Annotated in this window: 16 protein-coding genes; 12 read left to right on the top strand and 4 right to left on the bottom strand. The window is 47.3% G+C overall.

Features of this window, described 5'->3' with window-relative positions; genetic code table 11:
• Positions 1 to 121 precede the first annotated feature (121 nt).
• Both guaB and guaA read left to right on the top strand, forming a co-directional pair.
• Positions 122 to 1,585 carry an IMP dehydrogenase gene (gene guaB / locus OOK74_RS08625; protein ID WP_274722936.1) on the top strand — a complete coding sequence of 488 codons (1,464 nt, stop codon included), beginning with the start codon at positions 122 to 124 and terminating at the stop codon, positions 1,583 to 1,585.
• Between the two features lie 137 nt (positions 1,586 to 1,722).
• Positions 1,723 to 3,276: a glutamine-hydrolyzing GMP synthase gene (gene guaA, locus OOK74_RS08620; protein WP_277206596.1), complete on the top strand. Its 1,554-nt coding sequence runs from the start codon at positions 1,723 to 1,725 to the stop codon at positions 3,274 to 3,276.
• 301 nt (positions 3,277 to 3,577) lie between these two features.
• Here guaA and OOK74_RS08615 read toward each other — a convergent pair whose 3' ends face one another.
• Complete coding sequence (locus OOK74_RS08615; RefSeq protein WP_274722938.1) at positions 3,578 to 4,918, bottom strand: 6-phospho-beta-glucosidase; 1,341 nt, start codon at positions 4,916 to 4,918, stop codon at positions 3,578 to 3,580.
• A gap of 108 nt (positions 4,919 to 5,026) precedes the next feature.
• Between OOK74_RS08615 and OOK74_RS08610 the strand changes: the two genes are divergently transcribed.
• The 3 genes from OOK74_RS08610 (at position 5,027) to OOK74_RS08600 (ending at position 7,287) form a co-directional block, all read left to right on the top strand.
• On the top strand, positions 5,027 to 5,935 hold the full coding sequence (locus tag OOK74_RS08610) for a LysR substrate-binding domain-containing protein (RefSeq protein WP_274722939.1): 909 nt from the start codon (positions 5,027 to 5,029) through the stop codon (positions 5,933 to 5,935).
• A gap of 307 nt (positions 5,936 to 6,242) precedes the next feature.
• Positions 6,243 to 6,428: a hypothetical protein gene (locus OOK74_RS08605; RefSeq protein ID WP_278182613.1), complete on the top strand. Its 186-nt coding sequence runs from the start codon at positions 6,243 to 6,245 to the stop codon at positions 6,426 to 6,428.
• A gap of 277 nt (positions 6,429 to 6,705) precedes the next feature.
• Positions 6,706 to 7,287, top strand: coding sequence for an acetate uptake transporter (locus OOK74_RS08600; protein WP_274722941.1), 582 nt, complete (start codon positions 6,706 to 6,708; stop codon positions 7,285 to 7,287).
• A 104-nt stretch (positions 7,288 to 7,391) separates the two neighbouring features.
• Here the strand turns inward: OOK74_RS08600 and OOK74_RS08595 are convergent, their stop codons facing one another.
• Positions 7,392 to 8,930, bottom strand: a complete 1,539-nt coding sequence (locus OOK74_RS08595; RefSeq protein ID WP_278182612.1) for an alanine/glycine:cation symporter family protein — start codon at positions 8,928 to 8,930, stop codon at positions 7,392 to 7,394.
• A gap of 233 nt (positions 8,931 to 9,163) precedes the next feature.
• Here OOK74_RS08595 and OOK74_RS08590 point away from each other — a divergent pair, with 233 nt between their 5' ends.
• Together OOK74_RS08590 and OOK74_RS08585 are read left to right on the top strand one after the other, a co-directional pair.
• Positions 9,164 to 9,493 carry a DOPA 4,5-dioxygenase family protein gene (locus OOK74_RS08590; protein WP_274722943.1) on the top strand — a complete coding sequence of 110 codons (330 nt, stop codon included), beginning with the start codon at positions 9,164 to 9,166 and terminating at the stop codon, positions 9,491 to 9,493.
• Positions 9,494 to 9,625: 132 nt separating this feature from the next.
• Entirely contained in the window at positions 9,626 to 10,360 is a 735-nt protein-coding gene (locus OOK74_RS08585) for an RNA methyltransferase (protein WP_278182611.1), read from the top strand.
• Between the two features lie 160 nt (positions 10,361 to 10,520).
• Here the strand turns inward: OOK74_RS08585 and fdxA are convergent, their stop codons facing one another.
• On the bottom strand, positions 10,521 to 10,844 hold the full coding sequence (gene fdxA / locus OOK74_RS08580; RefSeq protein ID WP_278182610.1) for a ferredoxin FdxA: 324 nt from the start codon (positions 10,842 to 10,844) through the stop codon (positions 10,521 to 10,523).
• 253 nt (positions 10,845 to 11,097) lie between these two features.
• On the opposite strand from fdxA, the gene OOK74_RS08575 reads away from it, so the two are divergent.
• Positions 11,098 to 12,714 (top strand): NAD(P)/FAD-dependent oxidoreductase, encoded by a 1,617-nt coding sequence (locus OOK74_RS08575; RefSeq protein WP_274722946.1) that lies wholly within the window; start codon positions 11,098 to 11,100, stop codon positions 12,712 to 12,714.
• An 83-nt stretch (positions 12,715 to 12,797) separates the two neighbouring features.
• Here OOK74_RS08575 and OOK74_RS08570 read toward each other — a convergent pair whose 3' ends face one another.
• Positions 12,798 to 13,481 (bottom strand): VC0807 family protein, encoded by a 684-nt coding sequence (locus tag OOK74_RS08570; RefSeq protein WP_166014513.1) that lies wholly within the window; start codon positions 13,479 to 13,481, stop codon positions 12,798 to 12,800.
• 334 nt (positions 13,482 to 13,815) lie between these two features.
• Between OOK74_RS08570 and OOK74_RS08565 the strand changes: the two genes are divergently transcribed.
• The 4 genes from OOK74_RS08565 to OOK74_RS08550 are packed head-to-tail and all read left to right on the top strand — an operon-like array spanning position 13,816 to position 16,784.
• Complete coding sequence (locus OOK74_RS08565) at positions 13,816 to 14,697, top strand: hypothetical protein (RefSeq protein WP_278182609.1); 882 nt, start codon at positions 13,816 to 13,818, stop codon at positions 14,695 to 14,697.
• 18 nt (positions 14,698 to 14,715) lie between these two features.
• Positions 14,716 to 15,948 carry a PP2C family protein-serine/threonine phosphatase gene (locus OOK74_RS08560; RefSeq protein WP_274722948.1) on the top strand — a complete coding sequence of 411 codons (1,233 nt, stop codon included), beginning with the start codon at positions 14,716 to 14,718 and terminating at the stop codon, positions 15,946 to 15,948.
• 21 nt (positions 15,949 to 15,969) lie between these two features.
• Positions 15,970 to 16,314 carry an STAS domain-containing protein gene (locus OOK74_RS08555; protein WP_274722949.1) on the top strand — a complete coding sequence of 115 codons (345 nt, stop codon included), beginning with the start codon at positions 15,970 to 15,972 and terminating at the stop codon, positions 16,312 to 16,314.
• Between the two features lie 23 nt (positions 16,315 to 16,337).
• On the top strand, positions 16,338 to 16,784 hold the full coding sequence (locus OOK74_RS08550; RefSeq protein ID WP_278182608.1) for an ATP-binding protein: 447 nt from the start codon (positions 16,338 to 16,340) through the stop codon (positions 16,782 to 16,784).
• The last annotated feature ends 5 nt before the right edge of the window (positions 16,785 to 16,789 follow it).

The raw sequence follows: 16,789 nt of genomic DNA, 5'->3' as shown, positions 1-16,789 counted from the left end.
TGTAGTCAACCGATTGCCTCGGGCGTATAATCCGTCCGCAATATCAAATATAAATCCCTTTATTACGCGAAACGATAAAGTGGGTTTTCGTTCTTAACACTCCTGTTGTGAGATATTGCACATGCTACGAATCGCAAAAGAAGCTCTAACCTTTGACGACGTTTTACTCGTTCCTGCTCATTCTACCGTTCTTCCTAATACTGCTGATCTTCGCACTCGGCTGACCAAAAATATTGCGCTAAACATTCCTATGGTGTCTGCGTCGATGGATACTGTCACGGAAGCACGTCTTGCGATCGCTCTGGCTCAAGAAGGTGGCATTGGCTTTATTCACAAGAATATGTCGATTGAACAGCAAGCGGCTCAAGTTCACCAAGTAAAAATCTTTGAAGCGGGGGTGGTGACACATCCGGTCACAGTGCGCCCAGAGCAAACCATTGCCGATGTGATGGAACTGACTCATCGCCATGGTTTTGCTGGTTTCCCTGTCGTGACCGAACACAATGAACTGGTGGGGATCATTACTGGGCGTGATGTCCGTTTTGTGACTGACCTAACCAAACCGGTTGCTGCTGTTATGACGCCAAAAGAGCGTCTGGCGACCGTTAAAGAGGGTGCGACCGGTGCTGAAGTGCAAGAACAGATGCACAAAGCGCGGGTTGAGAAAATTCTGGTGGTCAATGATGAGTTTTTACTCAAAGGCATGATCACGGCGAAAGACTTCCATAAAGCGGAAAGCAAACCTAACGCATGTAAAGATGAGCAAGGCCGTCTGCGTGTGGGGGCGGCAGTTGGTGCGGCTCCGGGTAATGAAGAGCGAGTTAAAGCGTTGGTTGAAGCGGGCGTTGACGTACTGCTGATCGACTCTTCACACGGTCACTCTGAAGGCGTTTTACAGCGTATCCGCGAAACTCGCGCCGCTTATCCACACCTTGAAATCATCGGTGGTAACGTAGCTACGGCTGAAGGTGCTCGTGCATTGATCGAAGCCGGCGTGAGTGCTGTAAAAGTGGGGATTGGTCCTGGCTCTATCTGTACTACGCGTATCGTGACCGGTGTGGGTGTACCGCAAGTGACCGCGATTGCTGATGCAGCAGGCGTGGCACAAGAGTTTGGTATCCCTGTGATTGCCGATGGTGGTATTCGCTTTTCGGGCGATATTTCCAAAGCGATTGCGGCGGGGGCTTCTTGTGTGATGGTAGGTTCAATGTTTGCTGGTACTGAAGAAGCGCCGGGCGAAGTGATCCTGTTCCAAGGCCGCTCTTATAAAGCTTACCGTGGCATGGGCTCACTGGGTGCGATGTCAAAAGGTTCCTCAGATCGTTACTTCCAAACCGATAATGCAGCAGACAAGCTGGTTCCAGAAGGTATTGAAGGCCGTATCGCTTACAAAGGTCTACTCAAAGAGATCATCCATCAACAAATGGGTGGCTTACGCTCTTGTATGGGCCTAACTGGCTCGGCGACGGTAGAAGATCTGCGTACTAAAGCACAATTTGTGCGTATCTCTGGCGCGGGTATGAAAGAGTCTCACGTGCACGATGTACAGATCACCAAAGAAGCACCAAACTACCGTATGGGCTAAGCGTAAACGTTTGCTTTAATGCTTGATGAGTCAATGTGAGGCGAGTAGACTCGCCTCCGTTCATCACTCGATATGATGACTCACCTGCTTTTAACTGTTACCTGTATTTAATTCTCGGCTGATAAGACTGCTAAATAATGACTAAGAATATTCATGACCAACGAATTCTGATCCTCGATTTTGGATCGCAATATACTCAACTGGTAGCCCGTCGCGTGCGCGAAATTGGTGTGTACTGTGAGCTGTGGAGCTGGGATGTCGAAGAGGCGGATATTCGCGAATTCAATCCAGATGGCATTATTCTTTCTGGTGGCCCAGAAAGCGTGACCGAAGCCAATTCGCCACGCGCCCCACAATATGTGTTCGACAGTGGCGTGCCAGTGTTTGGTGTTTGCTACGGCATGCAGACCATGGCTGAGCAGCTCGGTGGCCGCGTGGCAACGTCTGATGAGCGTGAGTTTGGTTATGCTCAAGTGAAAATTGCTGGCGAATCCGCGCTGTTTAAAGGTCTTGATCTGACACAAGACGTTTGGATGAGCCACGGTGACAAAGTGGTCGAAATTCCGGCCGATTTCGTCAAGATTGGCGAAACCGATACTTGCCCATACGCTGCGATGGCCAATGAAGAGAAAAAATACTACGGCGTGCAGTTCCACCCTGAAGTGACCCATACCAAACAGGGTTTACAGATGCTGGAAAACTTTGTGCTGGGCGTATGTGGTTGTGAGCGTCTGTGGACTTCGGAATCGATCATTGAAGATGCTGTGGCACGGATTAAACAGCAAGTCGGTAACGATGAAGTGATCCTTGGCCTGTCTGGTGGTGTTGACTCTTCGGTCGTGGCGATGTTGGTACACCGTGCGATTGGTGACCGTCTAACTTGCGTATTTGTTGACAACGGTTTGCTGCGCTTAAATGAAGGCCAGCAAGTGATGGATATGTTTGGTGACAAATTTGGTCTCAACATCATCAAAGTTGATGCCGAAGAGCGTTTCTTAAGCGCACTAGAAGGCATTGATGAGCCAGAAGCTAAACGCAAAACCATTGGTCGTGTGTTTGTTGAAGTGTTTGATGAACAGTCGAAAAAACTTAGCAACGCTAAATGGTTGGCACAAGGTACTATCTACCCAGATGTGATCGAATCGGCTGCGTCTAAAACCGGTAAAGCGCATGTGATCAAATCGCACCACAACGTAGGCGGTTTACCAGATGATATGCAAATGGGTCTGGTTGAGCCACTGCGTGAACTGTTTAAAGACGAAGTGCGCAAAATTGGCCTTGAGCTTGGCTTACCTTACAACATGCTGTACCGCCATCCATTCCCAGGACCAGGCCTTGGCGTGCGCGTACTGGGCGAAGTGAAGAAAGAGTACTGTGATTTACTGCGTCGTGCCGATGCGATCTTTATTGAAGAACTGCATGCCGCCGATCTGTACAACAAGGTTTCACAAGCCTTTACCGTGTTCCTACCAGTACGCTCAGTGGGCGTAATGGGCGATGGCCGTAAGTACGATTGGGTCGTGTCACTGCGCGCGGTGGAAACCATCGACTTTATGACCGCACACTGGGCGCATCTGCCATATGAGTTCTTAGGCAAAGTGTCTAACCGGATCATCAATGAAGTGAATGGCATTTCTCGTGTGGTGTATGACATCTCAGGTAAGCCACCAGCAACCATTGAGTGGGAATAAGATTAGGTTAATCCCTGCATCTAACTCATTGTAACTTAAAGATAAGCCTTGATGGATTCCACATTGTGATGACCTTTGTGGTGACCGTCAAGGCTTTGTTATATCTGTTTCATGTACTACAACTAACTTCTCTGTATTCACCCCCGTATGGGGTAAAGTACAAACATTAATCAATTGGATACCACTACAGAGTGGATTAACTCAGGTGTGGCAAAATCCAACCATGCCTATCATTGTAAATGACTAAAACGGGTAGCCCTGATTGTAGTCAGAGGGAGCCTACCCGTAATTACTCATTTACTCAATGAGTGTTCTTAGAAGCATCGAACATCCAACAAAACTGAGGCATATAGTCCAGATTCTCTTTCACTGTCTCTTTCAAAGCCTCGTCCAGCACAGTTCCCGTGTTGACAATAGGGTTCAATATCAGGCCACGTTTAGCAGCAACAAGATTTCCGGTGACAGCCGCTTCAACGGTTAAGGTTTCAAATTCTTTCATTAACTGAATCAGACGTAGAGTGTCACTTGGGAATGGCGCCACATTGAGAGGAAGCGGACCATTTTTTGTGATCATTGAACTGACTTCTACCGCGCAATCATCAGGTAAGCCACTAATCGCGCCATTGTTACGCGTGTTCACGTGCATGATTGTGCGTTTATCGTTGTGGATTGAAGCCATAAGTTCACAGGCGGCTTCTGAATAGTATTGACCACCGCGTTTTTCTAGTTCTTTTGGCTTTTCTGCTAGTTCTGGATTTTTGTAGATGTCGAACAGGCGTTTTTCCATCGCTTTAACAACTTCACCTCGCGTGCCTTCACCATCAGCTTCTTCTTGCTCCTGCTTCATAATATCGTCACTGGTGTAGTAGTAACGCAGGTACGCACACGGAATCATTCCCATCTCTTGTAGCAAGTCTTTAGGCCACTTAAATGGTGGAATGTTGGCAGGAACTAAAGGGTCGTCACCGTTGAGAATTTCGTTCATCACGTAACCGAGTTTGTCCTGGCCTTCATGAAGTATCTGACGCGCCCAGATGAAGTGATTCAATCCGGCTACCTGCATGATGAAATCATCCTCCTTAGCGTTCAGCATTTGTGCGACGCCTTTTTGCATGATGACCGGTACATTACACAGTCCGACAGCTTTAACCTTGGTATGTTTGAGTACTGCTTCTGTAACCATGCCAGATGGGTTGGTGAAGTTCAGCAACCATGCATCAGGGCACAACTCTTCCATATCCCTGCAGATTTCTAACGTGATTGGGATGGTGCGACATGCATTCGCAAAGCCACCTAGCCCGTTAGTTTCCTGGCCAATCATGCCATATTTGAGTGAGATACGTTCATCCCGAATACGGCCTTCCAAACAACCTGCACGAAACTGTGAGCAGACGAAATCGGCATTGTCCAGCGCAGGGCGTCGATCCAAAGTAACGTGCACATCAATGTTCAGACCTTCTTTTTGGATCATACGGCGCGCTAAGTCCGCAATGATATTAACCTTTTCCCGGCCATCTTCGATATCCACTAACCACAGCTCACCGATAGGCAGTTCGTTTTTACGTTTTAGTAAGCCTTCAATTAACTCTGGAGTGTAGCTTGAACCGCCACCGATAACCGCGATCTTCAATTGTTTGTCCATTTCAGTTTCCTCGTTTGAATAAGATGTGTTAATTTCACAATGATATTCAAACAGTGACAAACTAAATAATCGTCATTATACATTAGTCAGAGTAATGCATGTCATAATATGGAACATAAACAAAATCTACTTACTCATCTGTATACCTTCAGTGTGGTGGCTAAGTTTCTGAGCTTTACTTTGGCCGCAGAAGAGTTATGCCTGACACAAGGGGCTGTCAGTCAACGAATAAAAAAGCTAGAAGAAGAGTTGGGATTCAAGCTGTTTATTCGGTTAACTCGTAAGCTGGAGCTCACTGAAGAAGGTAAGCGTATCCTGACGACACTGACATACTCACTCGATAATGTGTTCGCAGAAATTGAAGATATTCGCTTCAATGAACTGCGTGGTGAGTTATATCTTGGTGTGGCTCCAACGTTTGCTCAATCATGGCTTGTTCCGCGCTTTTCAGAGTTTCAAAGTCTGTATCCTCATCTTGATGTCAAAATTCGGGTTAAAGCCAGCAAATTAGACTTTCAAAATCAGCCTGTTGACCTCGCCATTTATTATGGGGACAACACGCATGCCGACTTCTATCATTATCGTCTCTTTGATGAGTACCTGTTACCCGTTTGTACACCAGAGTATGCAGCAAGGTTGGGCTTGCTAGATGATGATAGCCGGTTACATGAGGTGTGTTTTCTGCACTGTACCGAATCGTTAGAGTTTTTATCGCCGCTAGCGGAATGGCAGCACTGGTTAAAGCAAACGGGACGGGATACCGACTTGCTACAACGTAAATACGTGTTTAATCATGAAGAGTTGACTATGGTGGCAGCAAGACAATCGATGGGAATAGCAATGGGCCGTTACCATTTGATAAAGCCTTACCTAGATAGCGGGGAACTCATCGCTCCATTTGAACGTGTTCCTTCAGGGTTCGGCTATGATTTGATCTGCCCTAAAGGGCATGAAATCCGCCCCCGATTTAGTGCATTTTCGCAATGGATTAAAGAGAAGGTGGCAATTAATGGGTGATTATCGACCCGTTTGATGACCACTTATATCAAAGATCTAAACGTGTTGATGAAATGTTTTCCTCCACTGGTTCGGTGTCACTGAATCACGCTCTTTGAACTTATCTCGGAAGATGAGCACTGAACTAGAGCCTATTTTGGCCACGATTTGTTCGATGGACAAGTCGGTAGACTCAAGCAGATCCTGAGCCAAATTAAGCCACTCTGAAGCGAGCCATCAACATAACCCTGATGAAAGAGCCGGACGGAATGTGACACTCATGTTTTGATGCGTTTTAAAATGTACTGCGACAAGTTGGAGGCACAAGATGGATAGAATTACCTCGGGTCCACGACGGCTTAGTGTTGAAGAGATACAAGAGCTTCGTCGCGATATGCAAGAATCCTCCGCTTGGGGCAAAGCCGAACTAAAACGTCGACGAGCCGCAAAAAATCAAAAAAATTCTGTGCATGGTATAAATGATGGTATCGAGAAAGCTCGCCTTTCTAAATAGCTGTTATTTAGGTGGATTTTCTGCGCGTTGATATTCGAGTGGGAATAATCCTCCTTTAAGAAAGGTCTGGCATTAACAGGCACCAAATCAACCTTAAGTCCGCGTAATTGCGGACTTTTTTTGTTTTTGGCTTGGTCATGGTTAGCCATAATGTAACTAACTGTTTCCTCAATCTAAGTTTCCAATAAGATCTTTTTTCTTTTGTTGGCTGGTTAATTAAAATCCGCGCGTAATTTTTATACACATTTTTGAATTCACACTCTGAAGGTAAGTTCACATGTCAACTAAGTTAGCCAACCCAGCCCCTCTTGGCCTGATGGGTTTCGGTATGACCACCATTCTGCTCAATATCCATAATGCAGGTTTTTTCCCTATCGATTCGATGATCCTCGCGATGGGTATTTTTTACGGCGGTCTGAGTCAGGTTATTGTCGGCATCATGTGCTTTAAACGTGGTGACACCTTCGGTACCACAGCATTTACTTCTTATGGGCTATTTTGGCTGACTCTCGTTGGGTTGCTTGTGATGCCACACATGGGCTTGCCTGCTAGCCCAGCTCCTTTTATGGGTTGGTACTTAGCACTGTGGGGCATTTTTACTGGCTTTATGTTTATTGGTTCACTGTGCTACCCAACCGCCAAGCAAGTGGTGTTTGGTTCTCTGACCATTCTGTTTGCTCTACTAGCTGCGCGCGATTTCACTGGCAGTGAACTGATCGGTACTATTGCCGGTTTCGAAGGTATCTTCTGTGGTGCCAGCGCAATCTACTTTGCGATGGCGCAAGTGCTGAATAATGAATACGGCCGCATCGTGTTACCAGTCGGTCAAAAACGCATTCAGCCTGTGCAACAAGCATAATTGCTGAGTCTCCGTTGATCGGTAACGCAGAAAGGTTAGCCAATGGCTAACCTTTTTTATACGTCTAAAATCAACAAGCTCGCTGATGGTGATTAAATTGAGTGTTAAGAGTCAATCTTTGCGGTCTCTTGCGGCTTAGCTTTGGCGGCTTTGCCTGTTTTGCGCAGATAGCGATCTTCCCAGTAAGTGGCTCCTTGGATACCCAGCTTGAGCGGGTTAAAAATAAACTCAGTGACACCTTGTTGTTGCTGCTGTTCATAATCTTTCAACGCGGCCATCGTCGGCTTGGCCATAAAAAAGATGATGATAATGCCAATAATATTCAGCCAAGCCATCAAGCCAACTCCGACATCACCCAGTGCCCATGCTAAGTTAGCGGTGCGCACCGTACCGTAGAACACCGCGGCCATTAGGGCCAGTTTCAGCACGAACATCAAGCCATTGACTTTAAACGTGCGGCGAATGTAAGCCACGTTGGTTTCCGCAATATAGTAGTAAGCCAAAATAGTGGTGAAGGCGAAGAAAAACAGCGCAAAGGCCACGAAAGGTTTGCCGATCCCGGGTAGTGCACTGTTGACGGCGATTTGAGTAAAGGCTGGGCTGCTGGCAATCACATCGACTGGTAGATTTTGTACTATAAATAAGCTTTCTGTTGCGCCATGCACATTGTAAGCCCCAGTGATCAAAATCATAAATGCGGTGGCTGAGCACACCATCAAGGTATCGATATAAATCGAAAAAGATTGCACTAAACCTTGCTGGGCAGGATGCTGCACGTTAGCCGCCGCCGCTGCGTGTGGTCCAGTGCCTTGACCGGCTTCATTGGAATAAACGCCACGTTTTACCCCCCAACCGATGGCGGCACCGACACCAGCCATTGGTGAGAAAGCATCGCTAATAATCAGGCCAATAATGCGTGGTACTTCACCAATATTGAGCAGAATAATCACAAAGGCGGTGATCAGATAGGCGAGGGCCATAAACGGCACCACGATTTGCGTAAAACTGGCGATCCGCTTAACCCCACCAAAAATGATGAATCCGAGCAGAATTGAAATCACGGTACCGGTAAAAATTTTGGCAAAGCTAAACGTGCCGATGGCAGTTTCAATCATCGGGCCGGAGCCAAACGCCGATTCTACGGCATTACCAATGCTATTGGACTGCACACCCGGCAGTAGCACGCCACAAGCGATGATGGTGGCTATTGCAAAAATCCAAGCGTACCATTTTTGTCCCATCGCTTTTTCGATGTAATAGGCTGGGCCGCCGCGAAACTCACCGTTATCTTCTTCTTTATAAATTTGCGCCAGCGTTGATTCTGCATAGGCGGTAGCGGCACCAAAGAATGCCACCATCCACATCCAAAAGACTGCGCCAGGGCCACCAAAGCCAATCGCGGCTGCCACTCCGGCAATATTACCAGTACCGACTCGGCCAGAGAGCGATACGGCCAGCGCTTGAAAGGAAGAAATTCCTTTAGCGGACTGTTTATTATTGAGCAGTAGACGCCACATTTCGAATAAGTGGCGAACCTGTACAAAACGGGTCAGGATCGAATAAAACAAACCCGCGCCAAGACACAGGTAAATCAGTGCTGGGCTCCAAATAATTCCATTTATAAAATCAACGAATGACTGCATAACTCTTTTCCATGTTAATCAGTGATTGTGCATTTATTATACTAACCTTGTGATCCGGCTCGGGAGAACCAGTTTGTGTAGCAAAGCGCCGATGCGTGATGATGAGCACAAAATGTACAGGCTGGGTGGTTGTTCGAATTGATCAACCTTGTTGTGCAAATTTGTCGGCTAATACTGTCCGCCTCTTCGCGCTATGCTGAATCCGTTATCCTGTTTCCCGATAAGGAGTGGTTATGTACCATGCTCATGTTTATTTTGACGCCGAACAAATCCTCATCGCTGAACGTTTTCGTCAGCAAATCGCAGCCGAGCGTCGTGATGTATTGGTGGTATTTGGCTTAGTGCCACGTCGTGTTGGGCCACATTTAAAACCGATGTTTGAACTGCATTTTCGTGATAACCAGCAGCAGCTTATCGAGTGGCTCGATGCTCAGCGTGGCCCATTGAGTGTGCTTATTCATCCAGTATCAGGCGATGATGCGGATGATCACCAAGCGCACAACATTCGCTGGCTGGGCGAACCGTTAGGGTTAGACCGTACAATTTTTCGCAATATTCGCTAGTGAGCTGAGAGGGCGGCCAACAGGATTGATGTCTGGTTTGCCTAACCGCGTGGGTGGCGGTTTGATGACGCGCCCCTTTAGCTGACCGAGGCTTTGCACTATAATTCGCCGGCATTTATCTCGGACAGCATTATGATTTCGAAAACCCAACTCAAATTGCTTCGCGCTTTAGGGCAGAAGAAACAGCGCAAAGCGCATGGCTTATTTCTGGTTCAGGGCGAGAAAAACGTCCTAGAGCTGACCCACAGCACGCTTAACGTGCAACACATTTTTGCCACCGCTGAGTTTCTCGCCGAGCATGCGCAAGCCTTAGTGGGTTTCGAGTGCATTGAAGCGGCTTTGGATGATTTAACCAAAGCCAGCACTTTGGTTAGCAACAACGCGGCGATTGCTGTGGTGGCGATCCCACGTATCGAAGTGCCTAAACCACAAGGTTTAATGATCGCGTTAGATGGCGTTTCCGACCCTGGCAACCTCGGCACCATTATTCGCGTGGCGGATTGGTATGGCATTTCGCATATCATTGCCAGCCAAGATTGTGCGGATCCGTATAACCCGAAAACCATCAGCGCCACGATGGGCAGTTTTGCTCGCGTACAAGTGAGCCAAGTCGATCTCCCCGACTATTTAGCTAAGGCCAATTTGCCCGTGTACGGTGCCTTTTTGCAAGGGGGGAGCGTGCACCAAACCGCTTTTCAAGCGCAAGGCATTGTATTGATGGGTAGTGAATCTCACGGCATTCGTGAGCAAGCTGCGCAGTATGTGACGGATAAAATCACTATTCCGGCGTTTGGCGGCGCGGAGTCGCTGAATGTCGCCATGGCGACTGGGATCATTATTGATAACATTCGCCGCTTACATCCTTGATCGGCGTTTACTTATCGGATTGCAAAAAAAGCGTCGCTTCGCGACGCTTTTTTTATCTCTAGGTTTTTTATTTCAAGGCGTTAGGTTCAATACTTCTGGCTTCAAGGCTTCAAGGCTTCAAGGCTTCGAGGTATAGCACGCTCAAAATCGCGGCGGTTTTTTATTTTTCCAGCATATCCAATTTGTTGGGTACGCCATCCCATTTGACCGCCTCTGCCATCGCTGGTTTGACTTCAGTGAGATTGGGCCAATGTTCTGCCAGCTCAGCGTTGAGCTGGATAAAAATCCGTTGCTCGCCGACCAATTCGTCTTCCTGAACAATCGCTTGCGCGGTACATTCCGGCACACACAATCCACAATCGATGCACTCGATCGGGTTGATCACCATAAAATTTGGCCCTTCATGGAACGCATCGGCGGGGCACACCGCCACACAGTCGGTGTATTTACATTGAATACAGTTATCGGTGACGACAAAAGCCATAACAGTTCACTCTCTCATTAGCCGTTTCGCACACGCCAAGTGTACACAAAAATCAAGGATCGCGATGATACTGTGCTGCCGCGAAAATTCAACCCAAGCGGTTGCGATGCTCCCGCTTTGCTGTTTGAAGCGAGCTTTTCATATGACCAAGCTTTTCATATGACAGAGAAAGCGAATTCTCGTAAAATGCGCGCCATTGTGAGCCGCCACCGTGGTGGTGAGGCTAAGACACCTATGACCGACGAGATATCCGATGATACGTTTAACTGAACTTAAGCTGCCGCTCGACCATGAGCAAGGCGCACTGCTTGATGCCATTGCGGCCAAGTTGAAAATTCCTGCGCAGCAAGTGCTCTCTTTTAATTTGTTTAGACGTAGCTACGATGCTCGGAAAAAAAGTGACATTCAACTGATTTACACCGTGGATGTGGTCGTGGAAAACCCAGAAGCATTGCTCGCTAAGTTCAGTAAGGATCAGCAGGTGCGCCCAACGCCGGATATGGCGTATAAATTTGTCGCCAGCGCGCCTGACAATTTGACCGAGCGCCCACTGGTGATTGGCTTTGGTCCTTGTGGTCTGTTTGCGGGTTTAGTGTTGGCGCAAATGGGCTTTAAGCCGATCATCGTTGAGCGCGGTAAAGAAGTGCGTGAGCGCACCAAAGACACCTTCGGTTTTTGGCGCAAGCGGACTTTGAATCCAGAATCGAATGTGCAGTTTGGTGAAGGCGGGGCTGGCACTTTTTCGGATGGAAAACTCTACAGCCAAGTCAAAGATCCGAATTTTTACGGCCGCAAAGTGATCACTGAATTCGTTGACGCCGGTGCGCCAGAAGAAATTCTCTATGTCAGCAAGCCGCATATCGGTACCTTTAAACTGGTGACCATGATTGAAAAAATGCGTGCGAAAATCCTTGAACTGGGCGGTGAAATTCGTTTTAGCACCCGAGTGGATGATCTGCATCTGCAAGATGGCCAAATTACCGGAGTGACACTGTCCAATGGTGAAGAGATCAAATCTCGTTACGTTGTTCTTGCGGTTGGCCACAGTGCGCGTGATACCTTTGAAATGCTGCACCAACGCGGTGTGTATATGGAAGCCAAGCCGTTCTCGGTCGGTTTCCGGATTGAGCATAAACAATCGATGATTGATGAAGCGCGGTTTGGCCCAAGTGCTGGCCACCCAATTTTGGGTGCGGCGGATTACAAGCTGGTTCATCACTGTAAAAATGGCCGCACCGTATACAGCTTCTGCATGTGTCCGGGTGGCACAGTGGTAGCGGCGACTTCGGAAGAGGGCCGCGTAGTGACCAACGGCATGAGCCAATATTCACGCGCTGAGCGTAACGCCAACAGTGCGATTGTGGTGGGGATTTCACCAGAGCAAGATTACCCAGGTGATCCGCTGGCAGGGATCCGTCTGCAACGTGAATTGGAAGCCAATGCCTATAAACTTGGCGGTGAAACTTACGATGCGCCGGCGCAGAAAATCGGTGATTTCCTGCAGGGGCGTAACCCAAGTGAATTGGGCGATGTGCAGCCTTCTTTCACTCCGGGCATTAAGCTGACCGATCTTTCGCAAGCGCTGCCTGCGTTTGCAATCGAAGCGATCCGTGAAGCTATTCCAGCGTTTGATAGCCAAATTAAAGGCTTTGCCTCTGAAGATGGTTTATTGACCGGAGTGGAAACTCGTACCTCTTCCCCCGTATGCATCAAGCGTGGCAAAGATTTCCAAAGCATTAATCTCAAAGGCTTTTACCCAGCTGGTGAAGGTGCGGGTTACGCCGGCGGAATTTTATCGGCCGGGATTGATGGGATTAAAGTGGCGGAAGCCGTCGCGCGTGATATGGTGGCGCAGTTCGCTGGCGAGTAACATTTCGCTGGCGAATAATATTGGCGATAAAAGCAAAGGGCTCCGTTGAGCCCTTTTTTGATCATGTAGCATGAAGTAAGTCATTACTTACTACGCAAAAAATCTTCGATTTTATGTCCAGTGATGCTGGCAAGGCTGCGAAACAGATAAAACAGCGCGCCCATCATTAATATTGTCACTGGCAGTGAAATCACCGGAAAGCTTAGCGCGGTCATTTTACCGATCTCTTCATTGAACGCTTCGCTGCCGGCTGGGCTTTTGACAATCCACTTGGCTAAGCCATAGTTGAGCACCGCAGAAACAAAAAATGAGCAGGCAATCAGATATGAGCTGATATTCACTCGTCGCTCAAATTGCGCCTGTTTTTCTGGCGAGTTTAACGCGCTGTGCAGTTTATCGTGATCAACAATATCTTCATTGAGCAGCATTTTGCGCACCAACGGATAGCCAAGCAGGTTACTCACCACCAAAATCACGAAAATCAGCCCTGGAATGGCCGCTTCTTTAATTGCCACATAGGCAGGATCCAGTTGTAGCAGACCAATGCCTCCGGTCAGCAACACACTGATCATGCCAAGCGCCGAGTAAAAATTGACTTTGCGCTCTTGCACAAAGCTAAACAAGCCAAACAACAGTGGGAAGGCTAATGCGGCCACCAGTGCCCAAGTTGGGCCGAGGCTATCTTCGCCACTCATTTTGCTCAAAATAAGCACCGGGATCACAATGTTGAGCAGCACATTACTCAATAAGCTTTGGTTGGATTTCATACGACACATTTCCTATTTATTGAGCGCCCAGTATACGAATCAAGCCGTTTGACTCAAGCCTGTTGCTGATTGCTGGCTTGGTTAATTGTAAGTAGGTGTTGGTTAATGCTGGAGCGGCGCTGGATCTGACCAAGGGGGTTATCGCCTCGCGGGCTGGCAAATTTGGCATGTTGGATTTAGTGCCAGTAGGCAAACCACACAGTAAACGGATAAAAAACCATAACCGGATAATCAGCGTCTACACTTGAATAAAAACGTAGTGTAGAGCTGGAAAAATTGGCTATCACTGTATGGTTTAAGGTGTGGTAACCACTTGAGGGAATGGATTATTACAATGAGAATTGTGGTGTGGGTTGGTATTTTGCTTTGTCTGGTTGCAAGTTGGGTACAGGCTGAGGAGGTTGTGACGCCTAACCCTCCTGCGGTTAACGTGTTTACTAACCCTTGGCAGCGTTTGTTTTCGGGTAGTGAATCATCGTTTTCTGCGGCATTAAGTTATAGCACTACGCTGGAGAAAACTGGCGTTAGAGTACCGACGGGTGAAGAGAGCTCGGTCACTCATCAACGCTATAACCAGCGCGCTTTATTAAGTATGCAATATTCACCGCTGAGCTATTTTTTTGCCAATATCACGCTGGGAACGCCAATTCAGGATGCCAGTAAATACAGTACCAATTTTGTGTACAGCTTTGGCTACGATGATTGGCATCCCGGCACGTTCAGTTTGGTCTATGGCAATTACGGTAGCAGTAACTATTTTTATCCGGCCAAAGGCGATCAACATACCTATTTTGATCAAGGCAAATGGACCTTAGCCTATAAATTTTCGCTGCCTGCTAGTATTGAACCCTATCTGCTGCTTAATCAAAAGGATAACTTGATTTGCCAAGTCGGTTATAGCTATGTGGCGCGCTTTTATTCTCTGGCCGACAACGGTTTGCTGCGCAATAAAAATCAGCTACTGGCCAGTTGTGGCTACACCTTACTGCAACACTATTTTTTGCGCGTTTCCACTTTTTACTATCTGGATGATCAACAGCAACAGCCTTGGGATAGTGATTACACCTACAGCTTTGGCTATGTTTCTAGCTACCTACCCGGGGCGGTCTCATTGCGCTACGACAATTATTCCGGTGCGCGTTACCCGTGGCGAGCCAGTTCTAGTACCAATTTTCGGCAGGGAACAATTAATCTAAGTTGGACACTACCTTTTTAAGATGGATGAGCCGTGACGATGATAGACAGCACTGAATTGCTTCCTGAGCTTACGCTTCTGGTGGTGGATGATTCGAAAAGTTATCGGTTTCTACTGGCGAATATTTTGAGTCAGTGGGGCTACCGTGTGTTACAAGCGGAAGATGGGCAGGATGCGCTGCTTAAACTCAGTGAGCATAAAATTAATATCGTATTAAGTGATTGGGAAATGGAGGGCATGGATGGCTGTGAGTTGTGTCGTCAAATTCGTTTAACCGATTATGGCCACTATATTTACATTATCTTGATCACCGCAAGACAGGCCACGAGCGATATGGTGCTGGGTTTAGAAGCCGGTGCGGACGATTTTTTGTCCAAGCCGGTTGTGCAAGATTCACTGCATGCTCGGCTGCATGTCGCTGAACGTATTTTACAGCTAGAACACAAATTAGCGGTACGTAATCAACGTTTGAGTAGCGCTTATCAACAGATTGAACAAGATCTACAAGCTGCGGCACGTCTGCAGCACAGTTTGTTACCAAGCAAAAAATTGACCAGCCGAGGCTATGAAGCCAGTTGGATGTTTTTACCATCTGCCTATCTTTCGGGCGATTTATTGAACTATTTTATGCTCGATCAGCACCATATGGCTTTTTACAGTGTTGATGTTGCAGGGCATGGCGTGAGTGCGGCAATGCAGTCATTGGCGGTGGCGCGTGAGTTTTTATCTGGCCGCTTGAGTGGACGGTTATTAATTATTGAAGGGCAGATAGTGCCGCCACACGAGGTTGTAGCAGCATTGAATCAACGCTTTTGTCTCGATAATGAGGATGTTGCCAGTTATTTCACCTTGATTTATGGGCTGATTGATACTCGTACAGGGCAGGGGTGTTTGTGTCAGGCTGGTCATCCGACGCCTTTTATTGTACGCCAGCAAGGGGAGTTGATATTAGTTGGGGAAGGCGGAGTACCGGTCGGGTTATTTGCTGAATCCCAATACCAAAGTTGTCATTTTTGCCTGCAAAAGGGAGATCAACTTTATCTGTATAGCGATGGTATCAGCGAATGTGAGAATAATGCTGGTGAATTGTATGGGGAAGATCGTTTACACGCCCTCATGTGTGATTTACGCAATAAAGAAAAAACTAAAATTTTTCAGTTTGTTGAAGAGGTATTAGCGAATTGGTGTCAGCCGCTGAGGGTGGAGCATAGCCAATATCCACAGCTTTTTAAGGATGATATTTCGCTAGTCGCAATCGAGCGTATTGCCTAGTTTCACTAAACAGGATTGAGGATGATTATGAATTTTGAGATGTACAGTGAAAAGGGGGTTGAAATTGTCGTTCCAGTGGTTCGTCGGTTGGATGCTTCAGTTGCTGTCGCTTTTAAGCAGCAAGTGCTTGATGTGATAGGACCAAATAACCACCATCTGCTGCTGGATTTTAGCCACGTTGATTTTATTGATAGTAGCTGCCTTGGCGCATTGGTTTCGATCCTCAAAAGTTTAAATGGTAAAGGTGATTTAGTGTTGTGTTCATTGAATAGCAATATTTTAAATCTGTTTAAGTTGACCAGAATGGATCGTATTTTTTCGATTAAGGACAATCGTCACGACGCTTTAAAAATGCTGATTGGCTGATTTTTCCGCTTGTTCGGTGAAAAATGATGGAAAAACTCAACACAACAACGCTTCAGTTATCGGCCTCACTCGATAATTTAGAGCACCTGAGTCAGGCGCTGGGGCAATTTATCGCTTGGCTTAAACTCGATCCGGCGGTGGTGTATCAGCTTGAACTCGCCGCTTGTGAGGCGTTCAGCAATATCGTGCGACATGGCGTTAATTATGACCCTCAACAGTGGGTCGGGGTGACGTTCTGTTACCGCGATGGTGAGCTAACCATCGAGCTTTGTGATACAGGGAAACCAATACCAGCAGCCGTTTTACAAGCACTCGAAGCGGGAGCGACGCTTTCTGAGCTGGATCCTGATGAGCAAATGACTTGGCCAGAAAGCGGTATTGGTTTGAAGCTGATTTTTAGCATGATGGATCACGTCAGTTATCGTTGCATCGCAGGGCATAATCGACTGAGTTTGCTCAAACATGTTTAACCTTC

The organism is Vibrio misgurnus, assembly GCF_029635775.1.
Lineage (GTDB): Bacteria > Pseudomonadota > Gammaproteobacteria > Enterobacterales > Vibrionaceae > Vibrio > Vibrio chanodichtyis.
Note: the sequence above shows the minus strand (reverse complement) of the source record. Positions and strands in the feature narration are given on the sequence as shown.

Coding starts and splice junctions, on each gene's coding strand:
- guaB (WP_274722936.1), top strand. CDS start 122: ATGCTACGAATCGCAAAAGAAGCTCTAACCTTTGACGACGTTTTACTC.
- guaA (WP_277206596.1), top strand. CDS start 1,723: ATGACTAAGAATATTCATGACCAACGAATTCTGATCCTCGATTTTGGA.
- OOK74_RS08615 (WP_274722938.1), bottom strand. CDS start 4,918: ATGGACAAACAATTGAAGATCGCGGTTATCGGTGGCGGTTCAAGCTAC.
- OOK74_RS08610 (WP_274722939.1), top strand. CDS start 5,027: ATGGAACATAAACAAAATCTACTTACTCATCTGTATACCTTCAGTGTG.
- OOK74_RS08605 (WP_278182613.1), top strand. CDS start 6,243: ATGGATAGAATTACCTCGGGTCCACGACGGCTTAGTGTTGAAGAGATA.
- OOK74_RS08600 (WP_274722941.1), top strand. CDS start 6,706: ATGTCAACTAAGTTAGCCAACCCAGCCCCTCTTGGCCTGATGGGTTTC.
- OOK74_RS08595 (WP_278182612.1), bottom strand. CDS start 8,930: ATGCAGTCATTCGTTGATTTTATAAATGGAATTATTTGGAGCCCAGCA.
- OOK74_RS08590 (WP_274722943.1), top strand. CDS start 9,164: ATGTACCATGCTCATGTTTATTTTGACGCCGAACAAATCCTCATCGCT.
- OOK74_RS08585 (WP_278182611.1), top strand. CDS start 9,626: ATGATTTCGAAAACCCAACTCAAATTGCTTCGCGCTTTAGGGCAGAAG.
- fdxA (WP_278182610.1), bottom strand. CDS start 10,844: ATGGCTTTTGTCGTCACCGATAACTGTATTCAATGTAAATACACCGAC.
- OOK74_RS08575 (WP_274722946.1), top strand. CDS start 11,098: ATGATACGTTTAACTGAACTTAAGCTGCCGCTCGACCATGAGCAAGGC.
- OOK74_RS08570 (WP_166014513.1), bottom strand. CDS start 13,481: ATGAAATCCAACCAAAGCTTATTGAGTAATGTGCTGCTCAACATTGTG.
- OOK74_RS08565 (WP_278182609.1), top strand. CDS start 13,816: ATGAGAATTGTGGTGTGGGTTGGTATTTTGCTTTGTCTGGTTGCAAGT.
- OOK74_RS08560 (WP_274722948.1), top strand. CDS start 14,716: ATGATAGACAGCACTGAATTGCTTCCTGAGCTTACGCTTCTGGTGGTG.
- OOK74_RS08555 (WP_274722949.1), top strand. CDS start 15,970: ATGATTATGAATTTTGAGATGTACAGTGAAAAGGGGGTTGAAATTGTC.
- OOK74_RS08550 (WP_278182608.1), top strand. CDS start 16,338: ATGATGGAAAAACTCAACACAACAACGCTTCAGTTATCGGCCTCACTC.